At 42.7% G+C, this 21,778-nt stretch carries 18 protein-coding genes and 1 pseudogene; 1 reads left to right on the forward strand and 18 read right to left on the reverse strand.

What is annotated here, in order from left to right:
* Window positions 1-12 precede the first annotated feature (12 nt).
* The 15 genes and pseudogenes from HMPREF0501_RS01530 to HMPREF0501_RS01600 form a co-directional block, all read right to left on the reverse strand.
* Window positions 13-993: an alpha/beta hydrolase gene (locus HMPREF0501_RS01530; RefSeq protein WP_006916032.1), complete on the reverse strand. Its 981-nt coding sequence runs from the start codon at window positions 991-993 to the stop codon at window positions 13-15.
* Window positions 994-1,027: 34 nt separating this feature from the next.
* The gene (locus HMPREF0501_RS01535) at window positions 1,028-1,666 is read right to left on the reverse strand and encodes an SDR family oxidoreductase (RefSeq protein WP_006916033.1); all 639 of its coding nucleotides are present in this window, start codon (window positions 1,664-1,666) and stop codon (window positions 1,028-1,030) included.
* A gap of 21 nt (window positions 1,667-1,687) precedes the next feature.
* A complete protein-coding gene (locus HMPREF0501_RS01540) occupies window positions 1,688-2,389 on the reverse strand; it encodes a dihydrofolate reductase family protein (RefSeq protein WP_040455570.1) in 702 nt (233 codons plus the stop codon).
* 77 nt (window positions 2,390-2,466) lie between these two features.
* Complete coding sequence (locus HMPREF0501_RS01545; RefSeq protein WP_006916035.1) at window positions 2,467-3,486, reverse strand: alpha/beta hydrolase; 1,020 nt, start codon at window positions 3,484-3,486, stop codon at window positions 2,467-2,469.
* Window positions 3,487-3,501: 15 nt separating this feature from the next.
* Window positions 3,502-4,239 (reverse strand): SDR family oxidoreductase, encoded by a 738-nt coding sequence (locus HMPREF0501_RS01550; protein ID WP_155801147.1) that lies wholly within the window; start codon window positions 4,237-4,239, stop codon window positions 3,502-3,504.
* Window positions 4,235-4,699, reverse strand: coding sequence for a transferase hexapeptide repeat containing protein (locus HMPREF0501_RS01555; protein WP_006916037.1), 465 nt, complete (start codon window positions 4,697-4,699; stop codon window positions 4,235-4,237). Before HMPREF0501_RS01555 ends, HMPREF0501_RS01550 begins: the two co-directional genes overlap by 5 nt.
* Before the next feature lie 146 nt (window positions 4,700-4,845).
* Window positions 4,846-5,727: pseudogene (locus HMPREF0501_RS01560) on the reverse strand (alpha/beta hydrolase).
* The gene (locus tag HMPREF0501_RS01565) at window positions 5,717-6,532 is read right to left on the reverse strand and encodes a PLP-dependent aminotransferase family protein (RefSeq protein WP_006916039.1); all 816 of its coding nucleotides are present in this window, start codon (window positions 6,530-6,532) and stop codon (window positions 5,717-5,719) included. Before HMPREF0501_RS01565 ends, HMPREF0501_RS01560 begins: the two are co-directional and overlap by 11 nt.
* A 27-nt stretch (window positions 6,533-6,559) precedes the next feature.
* Window positions 6,560-7,519, reverse strand: coding sequence for a ketopantoate reductase family protein (locus HMPREF0501_RS01570; RefSeq protein ID WP_006916040.1), 960 nt, complete (start codon window positions 7,517-7,519; stop codon window positions 6,560-6,562).
* Between the two features lie 368 nt (window positions 7,520-7,887).
* Window positions 7,888-8,637, reverse strand: a complete 750-nt coding sequence (locus HMPREF0501_RS01575; RefSeq protein ID WP_040455574.1) for a hypothetical protein — start codon at window positions 8,635-8,637, stop codon at window positions 7,888-7,890.
* Between the two features lie 98 nt (window positions 8,638-8,735).
* On the reverse strand, window positions 8,736-9,029 hold the full coding sequence (locus HMPREF0501_RS01580) for a hypothetical protein (protein WP_040455577.1): 294 nt from the start codon (window positions 9,027-9,029) through the stop codon (window positions 8,736-8,738).
* A gap of 107 nt (window positions 9,030-9,136) precedes the next feature.
* A complete protein-coding gene (locus HMPREF0501_RS01585) occupies window positions 9,137-10,822 on the reverse strand; it encodes a mucin-binding protein (protein WP_040455580.1) in 1,686 nt (561 codons plus the stop codon).
* Window positions 10,749-13,082, reverse strand: coding sequence for a mucin-binding protein (locus tag HMPREF0501_RS01590; RefSeq protein ID WP_040455584.1), 2,334 nt, complete (start codon window positions 13,080-13,082; stop codon window positions 10,749-10,751). The genes HMPREF0501_RS01585 and HMPREF0501_RS01590 overlap by 74 nt, the downstream gene beginning before the upstream one ends.
* 60 nt (window positions 13,083-13,142) lie before the next feature.
* Window positions 13,143-14,363 (reverse strand): YSIRK-type signal peptide-containing protein, encoded by a 1,221-nt coding sequence (locus HMPREF0501_RS01595; protein ID WP_040455587.1) that lies wholly within the window; start codon window positions 14,361-14,363, stop codon window positions 13,143-13,145.
* 267 nt (window positions 14,364-14,630) lie between these two features.
* Window positions 14,631-18,203, reverse strand: a complete 3,573-nt coding sequence (locus HMPREF0501_RS01600; RefSeq protein WP_006916044.1) for a YSIRK signal domain/LPXTG anchor domain surface protein — start codon at window positions 18,201-18,203, stop codon at window positions 14,631-14,633.
* A 178-nt stretch (window positions 18,204-18,381) separates the two neighbouring features.
* Between HMPREF0501_RS01600 and HMPREF0501_RS01605 the strand changes: the two genes are divergently transcribed.
* Complete coding sequence (locus HMPREF0501_RS01605; RefSeq protein ID WP_006916045.1) at window positions 18,382-19,071, forward strand: DUF554 domain-containing protein; 690 nt, start codon at window positions 18,382-18,384, stop codon at window positions 19,069-19,071.
* Between the two features lie 12 nt (window positions 19,072-19,083).
* On the opposite strand, the gene HMPREF0501_RS08870 is transcribed toward HMPREF0501_RS01605, so the two are convergent.
* From HMPREF0501_RS08870 to HMPREF0501_RS01615, 3 genes are all read right to left on the reverse strand, one after another.
* Complete coding sequence (locus HMPREF0501_RS08870) at window positions 19,084-19,233, reverse strand: hypothetical protein (protein WP_006916046.1); 150 nt, start codon at window positions 19,231-19,233, stop codon at window positions 19,084-19,086.
* 67 nt (window positions 19,234-19,300) lie between these two features.
* Window positions 19,301-20,482: a cysteine desulfurase family protein gene (locus HMPREF0501_RS01610; protein WP_006916047.1), complete on the reverse strand. Its 1,182-nt coding sequence runs from the start codon at window positions 20,480-20,482 to the stop codon at window positions 19,301-19,303.
* Between the two features lie 52 nt (window positions 20,483-20,534).
* Window positions 20,535-21,776: an NAD(P)H-dependent oxidoreductase gene (locus HMPREF0501_RS01615; protein WP_006916048.1), complete on the reverse strand. Its 1,242-nt coding sequence runs from the start codon at window positions 21,774-21,776 to the stop codon at window positions 20,535-20,537.
* Window positions 21,777-21,778 lie beyond the last annotated feature (2 nt).

Genomic DNA, 21,778 nt, shown 5'->3' on the forward strand with positions numbered 1-21,778 from the left:
ATATCCGAATGACTAGCCGATGTTTTTCTTAAAGAATTGATCAATTTTAGCAAACGGAATATAGTCATGGTCACCACCATCGTATAGATCAGTATGCGTGGCATTTGGTACAATCAATAATTCCTTATTATCACCCGTCAGCTTCTTGAAGGTATCCTCACCCATGTAGCGAGGAGAGTGGGCCTTTTCACCGTGTACGATTAAAACAGCATTCTTTAAGTCTTCAGGGTGAACCAAAATTTTAGTATTCATCCATCCTGTTTGACTTTGCAAAACCCAACCAGCATTTGAGTTCACTGAACGCTGATGATAACCACGCTTGGTCTTATAGTAAGCACTGTATTGCTTAACAAAATCCGGTTGGTCATCAGGAGCTGGGTAGTCATAACATCCGCCGGCATTAGCTAGATTCTTACTGCCATATTCCTTGGTCCGTTGTTCAGCAATTTGCTTCTTGCTTGCGTAACGGTCATCGGCAGTCCCTTTATCAAAGTACCCCCAGGCACCGACCCGCGGCATATCGTACATGGTCACAGCAGCAGTAGCCTTAATCCGCGGATCCATCGCAGCAGCATTTAATGAAATACCGCCCCAGCCGCAGATTCCGATAATTCCGATCCGGTCAGGGTCCACGTTATCCAGGTTGCTCAGGTAGTCCACGGCGGCTTGATAGTCTTCGGTATTGATGTCTAGTGAGAAGACGTCGCGGACATCGCCACCGCTTTCCACGGTAAATGAGGGATCAAAGGCAATCGTCAAGTAGCCCTTTTCTGCCATTGTCTGGGCATAGAGGCCACTGGACTGCTCCTTGGCTGCCCCAAATGGCCCTGCCACGGCTAAGGCCGGCAACTTGCCTTCGTAGTCTTTCGGCGTGTACTGGTCAGCTGCCAGGGTAATACCGAAATGGTTGGTAAAGGTTACTTTCTTATGATCAACTTTATCACTCTTCGGGAAGACCTTGTCCCATTCTTGGGTTAAATGTAATTCTTGCATGGCAATTCCTCCTTGTTAATATTTTACTAGGATTTTATATTTCATCAATTGCCTGACCAACCGGTGTTGTGCCATCCTCAACATCAAAGGCTTTTCGAACTGCATTATCGCTTTCAAGCGAAGCGACAATTACGGCCGCAACATTGGCACGGCTAGTATAGTTGTGTGGCAGGTAATCACCCACCGTAATTTTCCCGGTCTTTGGTTCATTCGTCAAGTTTTCGGGACGAACTATCGTGTAGTCCAGGCTAGATTGCCGCAATAGCAGGTCAGCGTAGTACATTGCTGCACTGTATTCTTCCCACTGACTCATCCATTCTAGCTTCTTTTCATCATGAAAGTGTTGGATTGCCCCCGCACTTACCAGGACTACCCGCTTAATTCCCGCTTGTTCGGCGGCTTGGTAGACCTTAACCTTGCCATCAAGATCAATCATCCAGCCACCACCGATTGAAATAACAATTGCGTCAACATCCTCAAGACTCTTTTTGATTTCAGCAACTGGCTGACGAACATCAACTAGCCGCGCTTCAACCCCCTGGTCAGTAAATTCTTTAACCAGTGATTGACTCCGCACACCAGCAATCGGTTTAAAAGCAGCATTTTCTTTCAATTGTGCTACTACTTGACGTCCGGTTTGGCCATGTGCACCAACAACTAAAACATTCTTCATCAAGATTACCTCCAACCAGCTCTAATCATGCTTAGTAAAGATCAAGTGAACCCCACCGTCTGCCAATTTAGTTGCCGATTTAAATTCAAATTGCTCATCAGTAAATTTGCCCAGTGTATTAAAGGATGATTGGGTTGCATTGTCACCACTCACAAATGGGGCAACAACCAATGAAATTTCATCAACTAAACCTGCCTGCAGGAAGGCACCATCAATTGTTGCACCACCACACAATGCAATTGCGTCTAAGCCGAAGTACCGCTTTAACTTCACTAATGCTTCATGTAAATCAAGATCTCGCTCGCCACAAATCAAGTACGGAATTTCCATTGACCGCAAAAATGCTAAATACGCTTTAGACGCTTGTTTAGTTAGCACTTCGATTGCTCGACTTTTCTTTCCCCCATACTCAAAATAATTACGTTCCCAGCCTGCACGGCCATGACGATCAAAGCTTATATCATAGGTTTCAGCATGAAAACCTTGGGGGACCCAATCTTCATACTCTAATTGTGAGCCGTCAAATTGGCTCAAATCAGGATGGCCCTTAGCAGCATAAGCTTTTACTGTTGTGATTCCATTAGCATTAGCGGGACTCAATTTAAATAACTCATTGGAATAATACCTACTTGATGGTTTAGCAGCTTCTTGCTGCTCAAACGGGCCATCTATTTTCCCGTCAATCGAAACTCGCATATGAACGATTACCCTTGCTCGCTCCATCGTATTCATCTCCTAGTGTCATCTTGATCTTCAAAAGGTAATAAAAGAAGAAGTTAAATCCCTCATTTTTACGTCAGCTAGTCCAAGTTTTCCTTAAAGAAACTTTCAAACTTGTCGAATGGAATCTTATCCATTTGATCATAAAGGTCGGTATGAGTAGCATTTGGTACTAATACAAGTTCTTTAGGATCACTTAAACGCTTGTAAGCATCTTCTGCCATGTACCGTGAGTGCGCATTGGCACCCGTTACAATCAGCTTAGGAGCTGTAATCTTTTCAATCCGTTGTTGGAGTGGGAAGTTGTAGTAACCCCATGGACTAGTAGCATCCCAAATGGCAGCAGAGTTAATTGCCCGTGGATGGTAGGCACGCTTTACATAGTAATTAAAGAATTCAGTCGTAACTGGGTCAGCACCAGCCGGCAATTCGTCTGGGAATAATTTATTTGCCCGGACTGGTCGACCATTTTCATCAAATGGCAATTCATGGAAGCCACCAACATGAGTATTGTTATCAACATCTTCCCAACGAATATCAGCCAAATACTTCTTTTCACGGTCGCGTTCTTCTTCGGTCTTTGAGTTATTCAAACCAGACCACATTGATTCTGCCATGTCATACATAACGGAAGTAGCAACAGCCTTAATCCGGACATCAATTGAAGCAGCGGTTAAAACATGGGAACCTAAACCACAAATACCAATTGCCCCAATTTTTTCACGATCAACATACTTTTGGGTACCAAGGAAATCAACGGCTGCCGAGAAATCTTCAACAAAAATATCAGGTGAAGCAACGTTACGAATATCACCGGAACTTTCACCAGTAGTTGATTGGTCAAACGCCAAGGTTACAAAGCCACGTTCAGCAAGTGTTTGTGCATATAAGCCACTTGCTTGTTCCTTAACTGCACCAAACGGACCAGAAATTACGATTGCTGCATACTTCTTATTTTCATCAAAATTTTCTGGAAGATAAAGGTTCCCAGCGACCATAAAACTATAACGGTTTTGGAAACGGACATCTTTTACTTCAATCTTTGAATCAACATTGAATACTCGAGTATCTTCTGCTAATGGTTTTACACTATGCTTCATTTTTCTAGTCTCCTTTTAAATATCTTGTTTAATTGGGCGAATAATTACTTCATTAATGTCAGCATTATCTGGCATATCAATTGCGAACTCGACTGACCGAGCGACATCATCAGCCTTTAACCCGACTTCTTTTTCAAAATTAATTTCTGCCTGCTTATTTTCTGGATTATTAATGGAATTGTATAATTCTGTCGCCACCGATCCAGGTGAAACAATTGTAGTTCGAATTCCATTGCCATGTTGCTCTTGACGCAATCCCTCAAAGATTGCCCGAACTGCAAACTTTGAACCATTATAAACAGCCAAGTTTGGAACAACCACATGACCCACAACTGAGCCAGTAGCAATAATCTGACCACTCTTTTGCTTTACCATTACCGGAAGGACGGCCGCAATCCCATTCAAAACACCCATCACATTTACATCAAGAATCTGTTGCCATTCATCATATGCACGATTGATTAATGCATTAACTGGCATCACTCCCGCATTATTGTAAAGAACGTCAACTCGGCCAAACTTTTCAATCGCCGCATCTATTAGTGCTTGAACTTCTTCTTTTTTAGTAACATCAACTTTTTTTACTAAGATTTCTTCATTAGGAAATTCAGCTTTCAATGATTCTAGTCGATCTACTCGACGCGCCCCAATCACTAACTTAGCATGTTGTTTAGCTAACCGGCGCGTGGTTGCTTCACCAATTCCACTAGAAGCACCCGTAATGACAACTACTTTATCTTTGATCATCTTAATTTCCTCCTTGTAAAATTCTTTCTTTTGCTTGAATATCGTGAGCAACAATTGATCCAGCGCTGATTACCGCGTGATCACCAATATGAACATTTGGTAAAACAATTACGTTTCCACCCATCCGCACACCGGAGTCAATGATTATCGGTCCCTGTTGATCACCATCAACGGTCAATAATGAGGTACCAGATCCGATTTCAACATCATCACCAATCTTTATTCCAGCCTTATCTGCCATCATGACATTACAGCTAACTGAGACATTTTTACCAAGTTTGATATTCCGACCATAGTCACTATAAAACGGTAATAAAAATTGATTACTGTCGTCTAATTGATAACCGAAAATCTCACTGAGTAACTGCTGAACCTGCCGTTTATTCAAACAGGATGTATTGAGATGCTGTAACAAGCGCTGATTCTGTTCCAATAGTCGCTGATCAACTTTGATTTTGTTTAACAATTATTACTCACCTCCATTTATTAATTGTCTTTATTATATTGAACACAATCTCCAATGTGAAATACTTATATATTTTCGTAAACAATAGTTTTTAGTTATAGATAACCCATTAAAAAATCACCAGCATTCTACTGGTGATTCAGTAATTATTTAGTTTGATCATTAATATATGGCGTATTTTGCTTATGCTGCACCTTTTGTGCATGATCCAGGATATACCGATTAATTAGGTCAACGATTTGCGTGTTTTGTGGTAGATCAGAGTGCTGAGCATTATCACCAGATACCATAATTGTTGTAAAATGTTTAACTTGGTTTTGATAGATATAGCGTCCAGTTAGTACACTATTCAACGGCACCAAACCATCCGATGTGAAGGTTTGAGTTCCTGCCACTAAATAAACATTCATGTTTTTTGGCAACCGCTTACGGTACTTGATAAAGTCTGCCAGCATTTTTGTCTGATGATTCATCGACCTTTCATTAAAATTATAAGGTGAACCGATCATCATTAATTTCTTAATTCGTTCCGTTCGTTGATAACGTGCATAGTAATGTTACAAAAAGTAAGTATAGATTAACCCACCATTGGAATGACCAATTGCTTTGAAATTGTTGAAGTTATACTGTTTGGTTAACTCACGGAATACTAAATTAAACCAGCGTGCCTGCTGCTGGATATTACTGTAACCATCGTGGTTATTCTCGAACCCAACCACAATGATCGGTTCATTGTCATCCGGACGAATGCGACCAGAATACTGAATCTTATCATCCTTCATTACCTTCACTTTTAGCAAGCTGTGTGGATTCTTCCGATGACGATTTAGCTGGTTAACTAAGCGGTCAAAGCGGTTAACGGATGCTGAACTCCCTGGAATCATAATGACCGGTGACATTTTAGCATTATGCCATTTGGTCAAATTGTTAACGTTACGCTGGGACCATAACAAGGAAAGCACAATTAAAATAACTGTTAAGATAATTGTACAAATACTAACAATCCAAACTTTTTTATTATTTTTCATGGTCCACACCCGCCTTTACCATAATTTCTTCAGCAATCCGGACAAATGGAACGTAAATCATCACATCGATTGCGATTAAAACAATTGATAAAACAAAAACGCCCCAGTTTCCGTTGGTACCAACCAGTGCAATTAACGGTGCTGGTGTCCCTGCTGGAACTGGATTCCCCGCAAAGCGAAGCTGCCCATATGGGTCGTCTTCAATAATCACAATGTCATATTGCCGGGCCAGTTCCACCATCCGCTGCCGACGGTCAACCGGCAGTGTCCGGCCAGTTGGATTCTGGAAAGTTGGCACGGTATACAGAAACTTGGCTTCTGGATGGTCTTTTAGAGCCTGTTCCAAAGCATCCATCCGTAAGCCATCATCATCCATTTCCACGCCCACAATATTGGCACCATAAGTATTAAAAACATCCAGCGCACTCATGTAGGTTGGCTTTTCAACCAGAATCGTATCTCCACGGTTGATAAACATTTTAGAAATTAGATCAATCGACTGTTGCGATCCAGTGGTAATGGCAATATTGTCTGCATCACAGCTCACCCCACGCCGTGCCATCCGCTGTGCTAGAATTTCACGCAACCGACGAAAACCATTTGAATTACTGTATTGCAGTGCTGATTCGGCAGAAGTTCGGTAAACCTGATCAGTGGCCTGTTGCAGTTCACTAGTTGGAAAGAGCTCCGGAGCTGGCAAACCACCAGCAAAGGAAATAACGTTTGGCGATGCCGCCACCTTGAGAATTTCACCAACTGTATCAACCCCACCTTGGGGAACTGCTTTTGAGTAATTGTATTCCATCAAAAAGCCCTCCTTCAAAATCCACTTTTACTTCTTGAATTGCCGCATTGTTTCCGCCAAATGGACTTCGTGCACCACAAATTCATGCGTCCGACAGACGTAGTCATGTTCCCGCCCAAGCTTTGCAATATAGCCATTAATATAATCAACCTCGGTTGGGCGTCCCTTACTAAAGTCTTGGTACATGGAAGGATAGTGATATTTATAAGCCTTGGAAACTTCAATCACTGATTCAACTTCCTCTTTCCGGCTTTCGATTAGGTAAATCCCAGCCCGCTCACAAGCATCAAAGGCTTCGTCAAAAAGCTGCCGGGCCATGTCACGAACACCATCATAAGCAATGAATTGACCCATCTGAATCTGGAACATTGTACAAAGTGTGTTGCAGACGGCATTGAAAACCACCTTCGACATACACATTCCTTGCCAATCCTTAGCCCAGACTGGACCCAGCACAGCTTTTTTAAAGTCTTCAAAAATTGCTTGCATGGTCTCATCAGGAGTTTCACGATTATATGGTGCCATATGCATTACTTCTGTCCCCGCGACCCCCATAAAGTCAACGTTGGCCGGCGCATCCATCCGGGTCGCAATCATTGCGGTCCCACAAATCATCTTGTCCGGTGAGAAGTATTTAGCAATCTTTTCAAAGTGACCCATCCCGTTCATTGCGGAGAAAACGTACTGGTCATCATGGAAAATCCCTGCTTTAGCATCCCGCTGCAATTCATCCGTCAATTGCATTTGCTTTTTAAAGACAATCCAGACATCCGGATGACCCATATATTCTTCCGGATAGTAAATATTGATTGGCACGATATGCCGGTTTTCATGATCACGGGCTACCGAAACCCCGCCTTGTTCACGCACCTTTTCAACATTCGGTTGCCAAGTATCAATAAAGTCAACCTGCACTCCGGCGTTTTCTTGCAACATCACTCCGTACCGGTAACCCATCGCCCCAGCACCAATAATTCCATACTTCATTTGTAATCATCCTTTCAGCTTTATTCGATCAATTAAAAAAGCGTCCTTTGTTCAGTATTTGAACAAAGGACGCTTCCACGTGGTACCACCTTTTTTCGTTGCCGATTCACATCGCCAACCTCAAACGGACGGCAAAGACTTGCGATCCGCTGCACGATATTGGGTGCCACCAAGTTGCCTCGAAAAGCAACTTTTTCATTGTCATCTTTAACTGGAGAGTCAGGATACCTTTCCACTTAACGGTACTCTCTGTGACCTCACTCTACAGTGACTCCATCACAATGGTTAATTGATCTGATTAAGTTGTTGCAAGTATCATACGCCGGTTAATTAGAGAATGTCAACCATTTTCTAATTATTTTTTAATTTTAATCCGCATTAAAGTATAATTCGTCATCCTTGTGCGTTTCGCCAAAAAGCGTCCGATCCATGACCCGCAATTCAGCCACTCGATCAGCATGACCAAGAACGTGTTGCACATCTTCACGAGCATTCTTCAAGTATTCTGGATCCTGCAGACGCTTAGCAAACAGTAATGGCACGTTTGTCATTTGATCAAAAACCGGTTGCTTATCCTTATTTTCTTCCGCCATCTTCGCCAAGAAAGTAACAAATGCCTTGTCCTTGTCAATCCATGAATTAAAGGTCTGCGACGCATTCTTTTCACTAGCAAAAGAAATCATGTAATTCTTGAAGTAATCAACTGCATAGTAATCTTCGCTAGTTGGCTTTACCAATGGATTGTTTTCGATGAACATCATACAACCAGCCCCGTAAAGGTAGGTCATGATACCAGCACCCCAAGTAGCTGCTTGTCCCTTGGTTACGGGATCTTTTGCGTTTACTTCTGAGTAGCGTTCAAATAATAAGAGCGCCGCGATCATGAAATCATCCGCCGTCCACGATGACTTAACGTCCATCGTGTGGTTGCTATCTTCACCAGCCGTTGGCATTCCTGCGAATTGCACCATTGCCCGGTTTCCAAAGTACAGTGGGCTATAGTTCAAACTGATCGCCTTATCAAACTGTTGTAAGGCTTCCTTTGGGTTACCAGTTGCCGCCAGTTTAATCCCTTTTTGATTGTAGTCTTGTGCGGTACTTGCATTGTGTTTTGCCATAGTCAAGCTCTCCATTCTATTTCGAATAATATTAGTAGTGGGAATAGCCAATTCCCAACCTCTATTAGTTTTAGCATTCTGCGCGCCAAAGCGCAAGATTAGCGTTGTTTAACAATCATCACGTTGCCGTCTTCTGGATTACCATAAACCAGGTAGTGACCGGAAAATTTAATTTCCGGAACATCCTTGCCAATGGCGATCCCTTTGACAACGTAATCGCCATTTGGCAATTCCCCAACTTGGTTAAAAAGTTCTGGTACCGGGTCAATATCGGTCACAAAAACTTGAAATTCACCGTCAACTCCACCATTGCTAAAAGTGAGTTGCTGGCCATCCGCTTGGTCAATCACGACCTGCCCGTGATTGGTCAATTGGTAAACTTGTTGCATCATTTGGCTTACCTCCATGTAAACATTTACATATCAAAGTTTAGCGAATTACTAACATAATTTCAATCAAAAAGGCTTTGTGAGGTTTAACCCACAAAGTCTATTGAAAACTAATCTTGCTTTTTCTTGCGACTAAGGCCTAGTAAACCAACCAGTGAAGCTAGTCCGAGTGCGCCAATGGCTGCACTAGAATCATTTCCCGTTTGTGGTAACGCTTGTTGATGGTTCTTAGCCTGCCGGCCCTGTCCACTAGCAGTCGCACTTTGATCACCAGTTTGAGCAGTGGTATTTCCACGACTCGGTAAATGATCATATTCGACATTAACCGTTGAATCTTGATCAGTAAATGTGACTTGTGCAGCAGGGACTGTCGCTGGGCTTGCTTGATAGCCATTAATTACTGGAACGGTTAGACTAGTAAAGGTCTGCGCGTCAATTGGATCCCAAACGATCTCATTCGTAACCAAGTCTTGCGTCCCAGTTTGGGTAAACGTCTTCGTTTGCACAATTGATGGCCGTAACTGATGACCAGACCGATCAACAAAGTTAATTGTCCGCGAAATCTGCTTAGTCCGTTGGACCTGCTTGGTTCCGTGAGTGAGGTGGATCGTGTAGACCTGATCCACGTCATCGTCATTATCATAGGTGGCACCATCTGCTGGATAACCATCCTTCACTAGGACATAGCCCTGAGCTTCCAGTGATTGAATGTCGCTAGTCGTTCGATACGAAGCCGTCTCATCCGTATGGCCGTTAAGAGTAATCGGTTTTACAATTTTGCCAGTTTTGTCGTCAACGAAGTTAACCATTACTTTTTGAGCATCTGGCGTATAGGTGATGGTTTCCGTAATTGGGTCACTGTCATAGGCAACCCCATTGTCGACCACGCTAGTCTTGGTTGGTGTATAGCCCTTAACGGTTGGTGAAGCGATCGGTTTAAAGTTCTTTGGTTGTGGCCAGGATTCAGAACCTGGAACAATCTTACCAGTGACTTTATCGACTTTAACCGTTGCCGTGTAAGTTTGACTGTCTTGATAAGTATGCTTTGTTCCATCTGGATAGACGAAGTTAATCGTCCGTGAAATCGTCCTAGTTAATGACTTCTTATCAACGCCCGCTGGGTATTTCGCACCCTTTGGATCATTAACGTTGATCGGTGTTCCTACTTGACGATCCTGATCAGCCGTGACCGTTTCAACCCCATGCTTCAAATGAACTGTATAGGTTTGATCCTTGTTATCGTCGTTGTCGTATACAACCCCATCAGTTGGATAATCGTCCCTAACTAATTCATATCCCTCATTTTCTAAGGACTTAATATCACTAGCCGTCCGGTATGAATCAGTGTCAGCGGTATGACCATTGAGCGTTACCGGTTTAATGACCTTTCCTGTGTCATCATCAATAAAGTTGACAATTGCCGTTTGGGCATCCGGATTGTACGTTACGGTTTCCGTAATCGGATCACTGTTATAAGCAACATTTGTGTTAGTTACACTTGCCCGATCTGCCGTATAACCCTGGATTTGTGGTGTATTGACCGCCTTAAAGTCTTGATTTGGTGACCACTTTTCAGAATTTGGCACCACTTTACCGGTAACCTTATCCACGTCAATCGTTGCCGTGTACGTCAGGCTGTCCTTATGATCATGTTGCGCCTGAGTGCCATTCGCATAAACATACTTGATTGTTCGGTTAACCGTCTTGGTTAGTGAGTTCTTGTCAACGCCCGCTGGGTATTTTGCGCCTTGCGGATCCCCCCGTATTAATTGGTGTTCCCGATTGAATGTCATCATCAGCTGTCACCGTCTTAATGCCATGCTTAAGATGAATTACAAAGGATTTACTACCTTGCGGATTAGCGTCATAATTGCCAAACTGAATATCACTAAACTTTGCATTTGGTTGGTTATTAAGAACCGCCGGAGTCTTCGCATTAGTTGTATTCACAGCGGAAACAAACTCGTACCCCTGATTAATTAAGTTTTGCAACTCTTGAGCACCATTAGCAAAATTGATCGCCGTTGAAGCATCGCCCTTGGTCGTTTGTTGATCACCGACCAGTTTTTGATTTTGATCATCATCAACAAATGTTAATGTTGCACTTTGGGTATCAAACTGCTCATTAAATTGAACGGTATAAACCTGATCAGTAGTACTATCATTATCATAACTACCAATAAATGAAGAAAGACCTTCTTGATCACTAGATGTATATCCAGCAGAATTGGTCACTTGATGAAATACATATTGTTGCCGGCCTGCTGACGTCTTTTTTTGGCTGATTGTATTAATGGTTTGAGTAATTTGATCGGTTGGAATTTCCTCACCATCAACACCTTGGAGGGTTAATGCTGGATAGTTGGCAATCTCCTTACCATTTTGATCAACAAATTTAATAATTGCCTTTTGCCCATCCACCGTGATCTTAGCCGCATTGGCTGAATCAACCTGAATCGGGTATGGTTTAAGGCCATTTTCTGATTGCCAGTCTTGAGACCAGGAAACTGAACTCAAATAACCGGTCTTACCGCTATCATTAGTTAAGGTTGGGTCAATCCCGTTCATAATGAACCGCACACCAGCTCCGATTGCTAATGATGGAATGACAACTTTGACTGACCGCACTTTTGTCCAGTCAGTTGGTGTTGCAACATAGGTGTCAGTTGTCACTGGTTGATTTAACAACGTTGGCTGATCTGTTGAGTATGTTACCTCACCAGAAATTGATTTCAAGGTAATTGGATCCACAATTTCAATTGGTCCCGTTAATTGGAAATTAAATCCCGACTTGCCGTCGTTTATACTTGGTAAATTAATTACGGTCGTAACGTCTTTCAAAGCATGACTTTGGAAGTTACGGACAGACGTGACATAAGTCATGGCTTTGTCGCCAAAATCGTGAGACCGGCCCGAGACAGTCAAACCATTATCAGTATTTCCTTGACTTTGCTCGTAAAGTCCTAGTCCCTTTGCGACCATCGTTTGCCATGTTCCAGAAACAACGTAAACCGCATCCCGATTACCATCGACATAGGAAAGCGTAGTTGCGTCGTCAGCAACTTTCGTTAACTCTTTATTACTAAGGTCTACCAGTTCATTGTTGGGTGAATAAGCGTAGACTTGATATGGCGCTTCGCTGGTCCCAACGTCGAGAAGGTTAGCTAACTGAAATGACATTACACTATCAGATAGCTGACCGCAATTCGTATAATCGACTTTAACTACACTATGTCCATCCTTGGCCTTAAATACCGTTATCTCCGGCTTGGCAACAGACCCATCCGATAAATTAAAGGCACCAACTGGATTAGCATCTGTCGAATTTAACTTCGCGTTGATGGGCAAAACCACGTAATAAACTGATGCTGTATAGTTTCTATCAACATTGTTTAAATGAATATATATATTACCTGCATCATTCACACCAGGCACCATATAAGTCTGGGTAGGAGTATTGCTTATCTTAACTTTCGACATGACTGGTGCGACTACTTGTTGCGTCTTTTCTTTAACTGAACCTGACTTTAACTCATCAGCTGTTACAGTGACCGTGCCCTTTAATTCTGTATCAATCTTAACTGAATGATCAACATAGCCGTAAAAGTTAACTCCATAGGATGCTGCCATATCCTGATCAGGTACAGTACTGGTATACTCTCCTGGGGCCACCGTCCCTAAGACTAGGTCAAGTCCGCGAACCAATTTACCAAACTTAGTGGTGTCAATTGTCCCACCATTTGTGACGTCACCAGTTTGATCCGGTTGGCCTGCTAAATGAAGGACATAATGATATTGACTAACACCATCAATTGTTGGCACCTTAATTGAAGTGGTGACACAACCCTCGGGAACTGTCATTTTCAGGGTCGTATTATGAAATTCATAAGCTGAATTGTTGTCAAAACCAAAACTCCACATCTTAATCGTTTCTGGATCCTTAGCTGAACCACGCGGAATTTGAGGACCTTTATACGTACCACTACTGTATGGTGAATAGGCTCCCTTCACATCTTGTTTTAATACATCTCCAGTGGGAACCGCATCTTTCTTCATGATGATATCTTGAAAGGTTGGACCAGTTTTAGTTAAAGTTTTGCCTTGATCATCAATCTTCTAAACTACTGAAATTGGTGCCGACGCAGTTACCGTTTGGTCCGCTGTTGTTTGGTCAATATTAAAGTGACCAACCATTTGAATGCCTTGCTGATCAAATGTTATCTGATTCAAATCACTAACGAGATTTTGTGAAGCCGGAATCGTGACGATCACATCCGCTCCTTGTCCCGCTTGCGTTGCCGTAATCCCGTATTGGTTCAGCGCATTAGTTTTTGCCGCATTCAGAACAAAGGACGCCGGAACTGGAATGGTAACAGTAGTTCCATGATTAATCAGTGGTGATGGTAAATCATAAGCCGCATTTGTTGATACCATCGAACCATCAGGATCAATCATTGTCACTGCTCGACCTGGTGTAACCCCATCATGCTGATTAATTTTTAGTGTCCAGGTATAGTCAGTATTCGGCATTAATTGATTGACTGATTGCGAATCTGGCGTTGTTCGATTCAAAACGACCTTTTCTAGTGAGGGACTTATGATTTGGGTATACTTAACTTCACCAATCTCCTGACCATTTTTAAGCACTTTAATATAAATATCCTTCGAACCAGCTGAATATAGATGAACTTTACGCGTTTGCGTTGCATACAGTCCACCTTCATAAGTTAATTTGAGGTTTTGAGTGACCGTTCCAGTTCCAGTAATGGTATTTTTAACAACATCATTGGTGGGATTATTTTCATCATACGTAAAATTCGTGTCACCCTGACTAGGGTCAAGAGCTTCCCCGGTTAGCTTAGCTGGGGTTGGATCAATCCGAAGCGTATATTGATCACCCGGCTTTAAATTGGTAACTTTAAAGGACATGTCCACTTCGGCGGAATTTTGATCTTTTAGTTCAACACTTGACTGATTAACTTTTAGTGAAACATCACCATTATTAAATGACTGAGTAACTGGTTGAGCAGCGGCAGTCTGCACCACCTTTTCACTATTCAGTGCTTTGGGTGTCACCTGATCATTTGGTTGAGGTGTTACCGTAACTGTTTGTTCACCGGTCGTTTGATTTTTCGCATTATTTTTATCAACCGACGTTTGTTCAGCTGTTGCTGGTTGGACTTGTGTTGCAGCATGGGCAATCACGTTCCCACCAAAATAAAAACTTGTCCCTAAAAGGACAGAAGCGACCCCAATGCTTAATTTTCGTAAGCTGTAATGAGGCACTCGCTTGGCATTCAGCGCTTCTCTTTGCTTGATATTATTTCTTGACAGCATTAATAAGCCTCCCAAATAATTAACAAATATCTTTACTTTGCTGTATAACTATTAAATTATAACACTTATAATCATTTCTTTGTCATATTCGCTGATAAAACTAATCAAAAAGGAAAGGTGACATAAGTAATTCTAGCAAATTGAATATGAACTGCGCGGTACGCAAATGGGCTCCAGTGCTCGGTAAAACCGAACCCTGGAGCCCTATTTGCGCTCGCGGGGGCGTGAAAACGAAGCCATAAATGGCTTCTGTCACGCTCCCTTAAACTAATTTTCCTTCTTCTTCCGACCAATGCCGAATAATCCAATCAGGGATGCTAAGCCAAGTCCAATCACAGCAGTTTGATCTCGATTACCGGTTTGTGGTAATTGCTGTGAATTCGTTGAGTTAGCTTGTGAGTGACTGCGTTGAGATTCAGCTGGGTTAGTTATTCCTGTTACAGCATTCGGGTTATTTTTGGCAACTGGAAAAGCATCGTATTCGACATTCACTGTCATATCCTGATCAGTAAATTGCACCGTTGCTGGTCCAACAATTGATGAACCAAGGACCCGATAACCAGGAATCTCCGGCACCGTTAAACTACTAAATGCCTGTGGTACGACCGGGTCCCAAGTAATCTGCTTAGTAACCAGATCTTCTGTCCCAACTTGCGTCATCGTAATTGTCTGGACAATCGACGGTTGTAGTTGCCGACCAGTCTGGCGATCAACAAAGTTAATTGTCCGACGATGCTGGCTGGTCCGACTGACCTGCTTAGTACCGTGCTTGACATGAACCACATAATTTTGATCCACCTGATCCTGATGATCAAAGACCAGTTCTTGACCATTGGTTGGATCATTTACCAGAACATAGTGCTGAGCTAATAATTTATCCAACACTGCCGTCGTTCGATAACCCGTCTTCTCGTCTGAAGTCCCATGTTTGGTAACGGTCATCAGTGGATCACCTGTTGTATCATCAACGTACTTAATTGTCATCGTTTGCGGATCACCACGATAGATGACGGTATGACTAATAGCTAAATGGTTATACGGAACGTTCGAATCCGTAATTACTGTCAAGTCCGGAGTGTATCCCGCCTTCTTCGGTGTCTTGACTAGCGGATAACTTTGGGGATCCGACCAATCCGTCCTGATGACTTTGCCAGTTACTTTATCAACCTTAACCGTAGCTGTATACGTCTGGTGATCTTGATAAGTCGGTTCAGCCGTGGTTCCACCTGAATAAACATATTTAATCGAGCGGTTAACCGTCCTCGTAAGGGAGTTCTTATCGACCCCGTTCGGATATTTGGCACCATTTGGATCTTGAGGATTAATCGCTTTCCCCGGTTGTTGATTATCTGTTGCCGTGACGGTCTGAATTCCATGCTTCAAATGGACTTCATAAATTTGCTTCTTTTGATCATCATGGTCGAATGTTAACGACTTTCCCTGCGTTCCATCAGTAACTAACTCATAGCCCTTATTTTCGTAATCGATAATTGACTGAGCAGTCGTATATGAACTCGTAGTGTCAGATTTACCAGTCAGTGTTTTCGTCGTTAATGGTTGGTCAGTCTTTGCGTCATCATCAATATATTTCACCATGATCGTTTGATCATTTGGCGAATACTTAACCACATGCTTTAGATCTGCATGCTTATGGTCAATATTAGAATCAGTGACCTGTTTAATGTCTGGGGTATAACCTTCGATTACTGGTGATTTAACCGTTGTAAAGTTTTGAACTGGCGACCATTCAGTCTGAAGCACTTTACCGGTAACCTTATCAATCGTCTTGGTAGCCGTGAATTGAAGGCGCTTCATGCTAGTTGGCTGATTCGTTGGCTTACCGTCTGCATAGACATACTCAATGGTTTGGGTAACATCATGTTTCAACGCATCCTTACTCATTTCCGTCGTGTACTTTGGGCCCGTTGGATCCTTTGGATTAATTAGTTGCCCAACGGTTCCTGGAGTAGTCTCGCTAACGGTTGTCTCACCATGCTTGAGGTGAACCGTATAATTTTGATCGGTATTGTAATCTTGATCGTATTGAACCCCAGTCTTTGGATAATCATCCGAAACAAATTCATAGCCTTGATTTTCGTAATTTTGGAGGTCCTGAGTCGTCCGATAAGGATCAGTCGTACCACCATTACCAGTCAAATGCTTTATTGAAAGATTTTGTTTTGTCTTATCATCAACAAAGGTTACCGAGGCCTTCTGCTTTTGAGCACCGACCGTAATGGTAAATGTCTGCGTACTATATTTATCGGTATCATAATTACCAAATACCTTTTGCCAGTCAACATTTTCACCTTGTGCAAGGGTTTGACCATTTGAATTATTAGTCACTGAGACGACATTCAAGTGTTGCTGTTTCAGCTCACTAATGATACTTGGTAATTGATCAAAGGTAATGGCCTGATTAGCAACCCCTTCATTGATCTTTGACTTTGGTAGCTGGATATTCTTCGCTACTGAGGCATCGCCCTTAAAACGCACAATAGCGAGTTGATCTGCAGTTTGACCAGAAGCAGACGCCTTGGATGGTAAACTCCCAAATGAGAAGTTTAAAGTCATCCGACTAGCGAGAATATGCATGTTCATTCCAGGGTGAACTTTACCATTCTTAACTGGTGACTGACCCTCAAAATGCAAAATGTAGGCATTTGAATCTTGTTTCCCACCAAAATTAATTTTGACCGTGTTAGTTGCTGCATCATAATACAGGACCCCTGGTGTCTCAGCATCGGCTTCATTGGTCGAAATTTTCAGTTGATTCGTAATATCGTCATACTCACTATAGTCTGGGATCAAAGATGCATTAAGGGTTTTGCCATCCTTAACCCGATAGACTCGAAACGTACAGCTTTTAGGATTCAAATCAGTATTATTATCGCCACGCGCCCATATTTCGATCTGTTGGTTATCCAGTGGCTTATTTTGCGCATTAAAGTATGCGTTAACTTTATATTTCCCATTTGAAAAATCAATATCATAAATCCGTGCACTAAACCCGTATTGGGCATCATTTTGTTGCAGATTATCATACTGAATATTTAACGGGAAATGTTTAGTTTGATCCCCAACGGTAATTACTGCATCAACAGTCCCACTATTAGGAATTTTCATAATCTGGGGATAGAAATAGTTTGAGGTTGAAAACTTAATATTGCTTTCATTTTCAACGATTGGTAATAAAACATAAGTAATCTTATCTTCATTGGCATCGACATAACCATACGCAATCTGGTTACCATTACTATCCTTAATTGGATTGGCTGATTGTTTGCCATTGTTTGCGGACGCTTCATCAGTATCTGACCGTCTAATATTATCAGAGAAATTGACGCTAAAAGTATCCCCTGCTTTTGCCGTTGGACTGATTTCACCACTAACGGTCACAACTAATGGCTCATTACCATACAATTGACTGTATTGTAGAAGGTGCGGATCATTTTTATCCGTGGTTGCCATTTGAATTTGGACATTCTGCACGGGAGCAGTTTGACTAGTTGACCCTTCTGCGGCTGTTTTTTGATTGGCAACTGCCGCTTGAGCGACTGGCTGACCATTCGACTTCGTGCTAGCTAACGATTGCGTCCCCTGCGGTTGACCATTTGTTGGAGTAACTAAAGTATTCTTGGTTGGCATTGAAATTGATGCTGCGCCATTATTGGTCGTTGGTTGAGTGGTAGCCGCGTGACCAACAGCATCCGTTCCACAAGCAAAAAACAAGCCTAAAACAACTGATACAAAACCGATTGATAATTTACGCAGACTAAATACTTGATTAGTAGCAAGTAACCGCTGTTGCTTCATTCTATGATTATTTTGTGAAACCATCTAATTTAACCTCCCAAATTGATTATTCGGCCCTATTATGACACTAATTAGTAATTTTGTTAATTAAATATGGTTTCGATAACATTTCATGATGCTTTGATCATCTAATTCATTTTTTGCTTTTATAACCGACTTCTAGTAAAATAAACTCATTGCTTTTCACGAATGGAGTTTAAAAATGATTGGAATTTTAGCAAATACATTCGCGGTTGTCCTTGGCACTGCCATTGGCGTCATAGTTCGACACTTCCTGACCGAACGCTATAAAGATGCCCTCTGGATGGTCCTTGGATTTGCAGCATTGGGGGTGGGCATGCAGACGGTGGTCGCCAACCTCCCAAAAAGCCACTACCCCATTTTATTCATTGTTAGTATGGCAATCGGCTTTCCACTCGGTACTTACCTGCAATTAGATGACCGCTCTAATCGCTGGTTAAATTCACGTTTTTCCACCAAAGTTGGTGAAGGGATTGCGACCGCTAGCTTTCTCGATTGTATCGGTGCCTTAGCCATTCTAGGGCCGGTCTACGCCGCCACCAGTGGCAACCAAACCATGCTGTATACCAATGCAATGTTTACCCTAGTCTGTGCCATTATTTTCGGTGCTGGCTTTGGCTGGGGAATGTTGCTTGAAACGCCGATCATTTTTATTTGGCTGTCTTTAATCTTCCTGATTGCAAAGTTCTTATCCGCCAGCTTTTTCTCACCGGCATTCATTGTTGAAATGTCAATTGTTGGTGGTTTCCTGATCGTTGCGGCAGGGCTCTCACTACTAAAGATTCGCCAATTTAAAACGGTTGATATGTTACCAGCGTTACTAGTACCAGTTATCTTCTTCATTTTACTCAACGTGATTAAAGCATTTTAAATCCACTAACAACTAATGGTTACCTGGTGTTGCGTCATGCAACACCTTTTTTGTTTCTTCTAGAATCTGCACCACCCGTGTAACATCACCTTCGTCGTAACCAGTTTCCATTAAATAACTCACCATTGTTTGCGAATCCGTCTGCCAGATTAATTCTTCCATATGACTCCCTCCTCATTAATATAAATACGCAAAAAATCGGTAACTCATTTCTGAATTACCGATTTTTTTAATCCACCTTTTTGGTTGCTTCAACTTTCATTTGCGGAATGATTGTGCGTAGTGCTTTGAGAAGTCGTTGAATATCTTCACTCGTATTTGTCATGCCAAGACTAAACCGCAGTGATTCATAAATCCGCGGACTCGTTTTCCCGTACATTGCCACTAAGACATGTGATGGCTCCAGTGAGCCTGCTGTACATGCTGATCCAGCGGCGCCCACGATGCCATTTAAGTCGAGGTTCACCAATAACGCATCATTGCGGATTCCCTTAAACCAAATATTAATCGTTTGCGGGGCCATATTATCAGTTAAATTTCCGTTGATCTCATAATCAATGTTACTTTCATCTAATCCTTGAATCAATTGCTTTTTCAATGCAACATAATGAGCAGCGTTCTTTTCCCGTTGACCATTCGCAAAGTGCATTTCAATGGCTTTGGCAAATGATAGGGCTGCCGGAACATTTTCTGTTCCCGGCCGGTGCTTCATTTCTTGGTCACCACCCCGCATTAACGGTGGGAAGTTAATCCCATCCCGCCGATACAAGAAGCCAACCATTTTGGGACCGTGAATCTTATGGGCGGAAACCGACAGCAAATCAATATGATCTGCCTGAACATCAATTGGGACGGCACCGTACCCTTGAACCGCATCGGTATGGAACCACGCATTCGAGTCCTTAACAATTTCCCCAATTTCATGAATTGGCAGGTGGCTACCAACTTCGTTATTAACCGTCATAATGGAAACTAGGATGGTCTCATCGTCCAAAGCGTCCTTTAATTGCTGCAAGTCAATCTGACCATTTTGATCAACATCTAAGTAGGTCACCTTAAATCCCTGATGTTTTTCAAGATCTTCAAGGGGGCGCAACACTGCTTCATGTTCAAACTTGGTCGTAATGATGTGCTTGCCTTCACTTTGCCGTGCCCGCGCCGTTTGATAAATCACAGTGTTGTCACTTTCGGTGCCCCCGCTCGTGATGTTAATCTCACTATCGAGTTTAGCATTAATCGACTTTGCCATCACGTGACGGGCCTTTTCTAACACGCCACGGGCCTGTCGGCCAAAATAATTCGTCGCTGAGGCATTCCCCCAGTAGTCATGCATGGCATCAGTCATTGCTTGCATCGTTTCCGGTAGCATTGGTGTCGTACCGGCATTATCGAGATAAACTCGCTCTTCCATTGTATCCCTCTTTTAGCTTACTTAATGTCAGCAATTATACTATAAGTTGGGATTATTTAACAGAGGCACTTGCACCCGTGTCCGGTTCATCATTTTCAGGCTGGTCATTTGCTGAACCCTCATCATCAGCTACAGAAGCACTGGCATCAGTATCTACCGCGTTTGCAGGATCATCAACTAACTTTTGACCAGTCATTTCGAGGTACTTCTTCACAATTGGCCAGAAGTCTAGTACGATTTCGTTCGTCCCACGATAATTACCGCTTTCATCATGCATTGCTTGGTAGTTATTAACCACCCACTTAACGTTCTTGCGGTCTTGCGGTTCGGATAGTTGGAACATGTCCTGCTTACCCGTCCGTAAAATATGAAGAACTTGCTTAACGTGATCATGAACGTTCCGAATATCAGGGTGAACTTCACTCAATGGCAAACCAGCTTGTTCCGGACGACGAGAAGCATTCATCCGTTCAGCAGGCTTGTTATGGTTGTAGTACAAGAACTGATTATTATCATCGACAAACGTTAATTCAGCTGGGATTGACTTGAGGAACCAGTTAATTTGATCAACTGTCAAGATTCCGCGATCCAGTTGAACATAGTCATGACCGGAAGCCGCTTTAGTAAGCGCCGCTGCCTTTTCAACCCATTCTGGATCATTCATCTTGACCCCTTCAATGGTCGTATCGGCTTTGCCACTAGCCGTTAAATCTTCGTTCTTCCAGGCATCGGCTGGCTCTGGGCCCTGGAGTGCTTGCATAACATCAACCCACTTGATGAATTTTTCAATCATCTTCGTCAAGACCTTGATTGTTTGTCCGTCAGTGAGGTTGCCATGTTCATCAAAAGCTTCCTTCGCATCGCCCAGTAAGAATTCTGTACCAGGCATTACCAACCCACGGACTCCTGGTGCTTCGAGGATCTCTCGAAGATCAAGTTGTGCCCGCGAAGAACCTTGTGAGAAGTAGGATGCCCCAACAATCATGACTGGCTTATTCTCCAATGGGTGGATTTTGTATGATAACCATTCAATGACGCTCTTAAGGGCCGCCGTAGTGGTGTGGTTATGTTCTGGAGTCGCCATGATTACCCCGTCAGCATTTTCAATCCGGTGCTTCAGATATTGGATGGGTGCGCTATTCGTAGCGTCCTGGTCCTCGTTAAACATTGGTACATCCTTAATATCAACCACTTCAATGTCCGCATAATTGCGGAAGTGGTTGGCCATGTACATCATTAACTTGCGATTATATGAGTCTTCAGCGATGGAGCCGACAATTCCAACTAATTTCATTT

This window comes from Limosilactobacillus coleohominis 101-4-CHN (assembly GCF_000161935.1).
GTDB classification, from domain to species: domain Bacteria; phylum Bacillota; class Bacilli; order Lactobacillales; family Lactobacillaceae; genus Limosilactobacillus; species Limosilactobacillus coleohominis_A.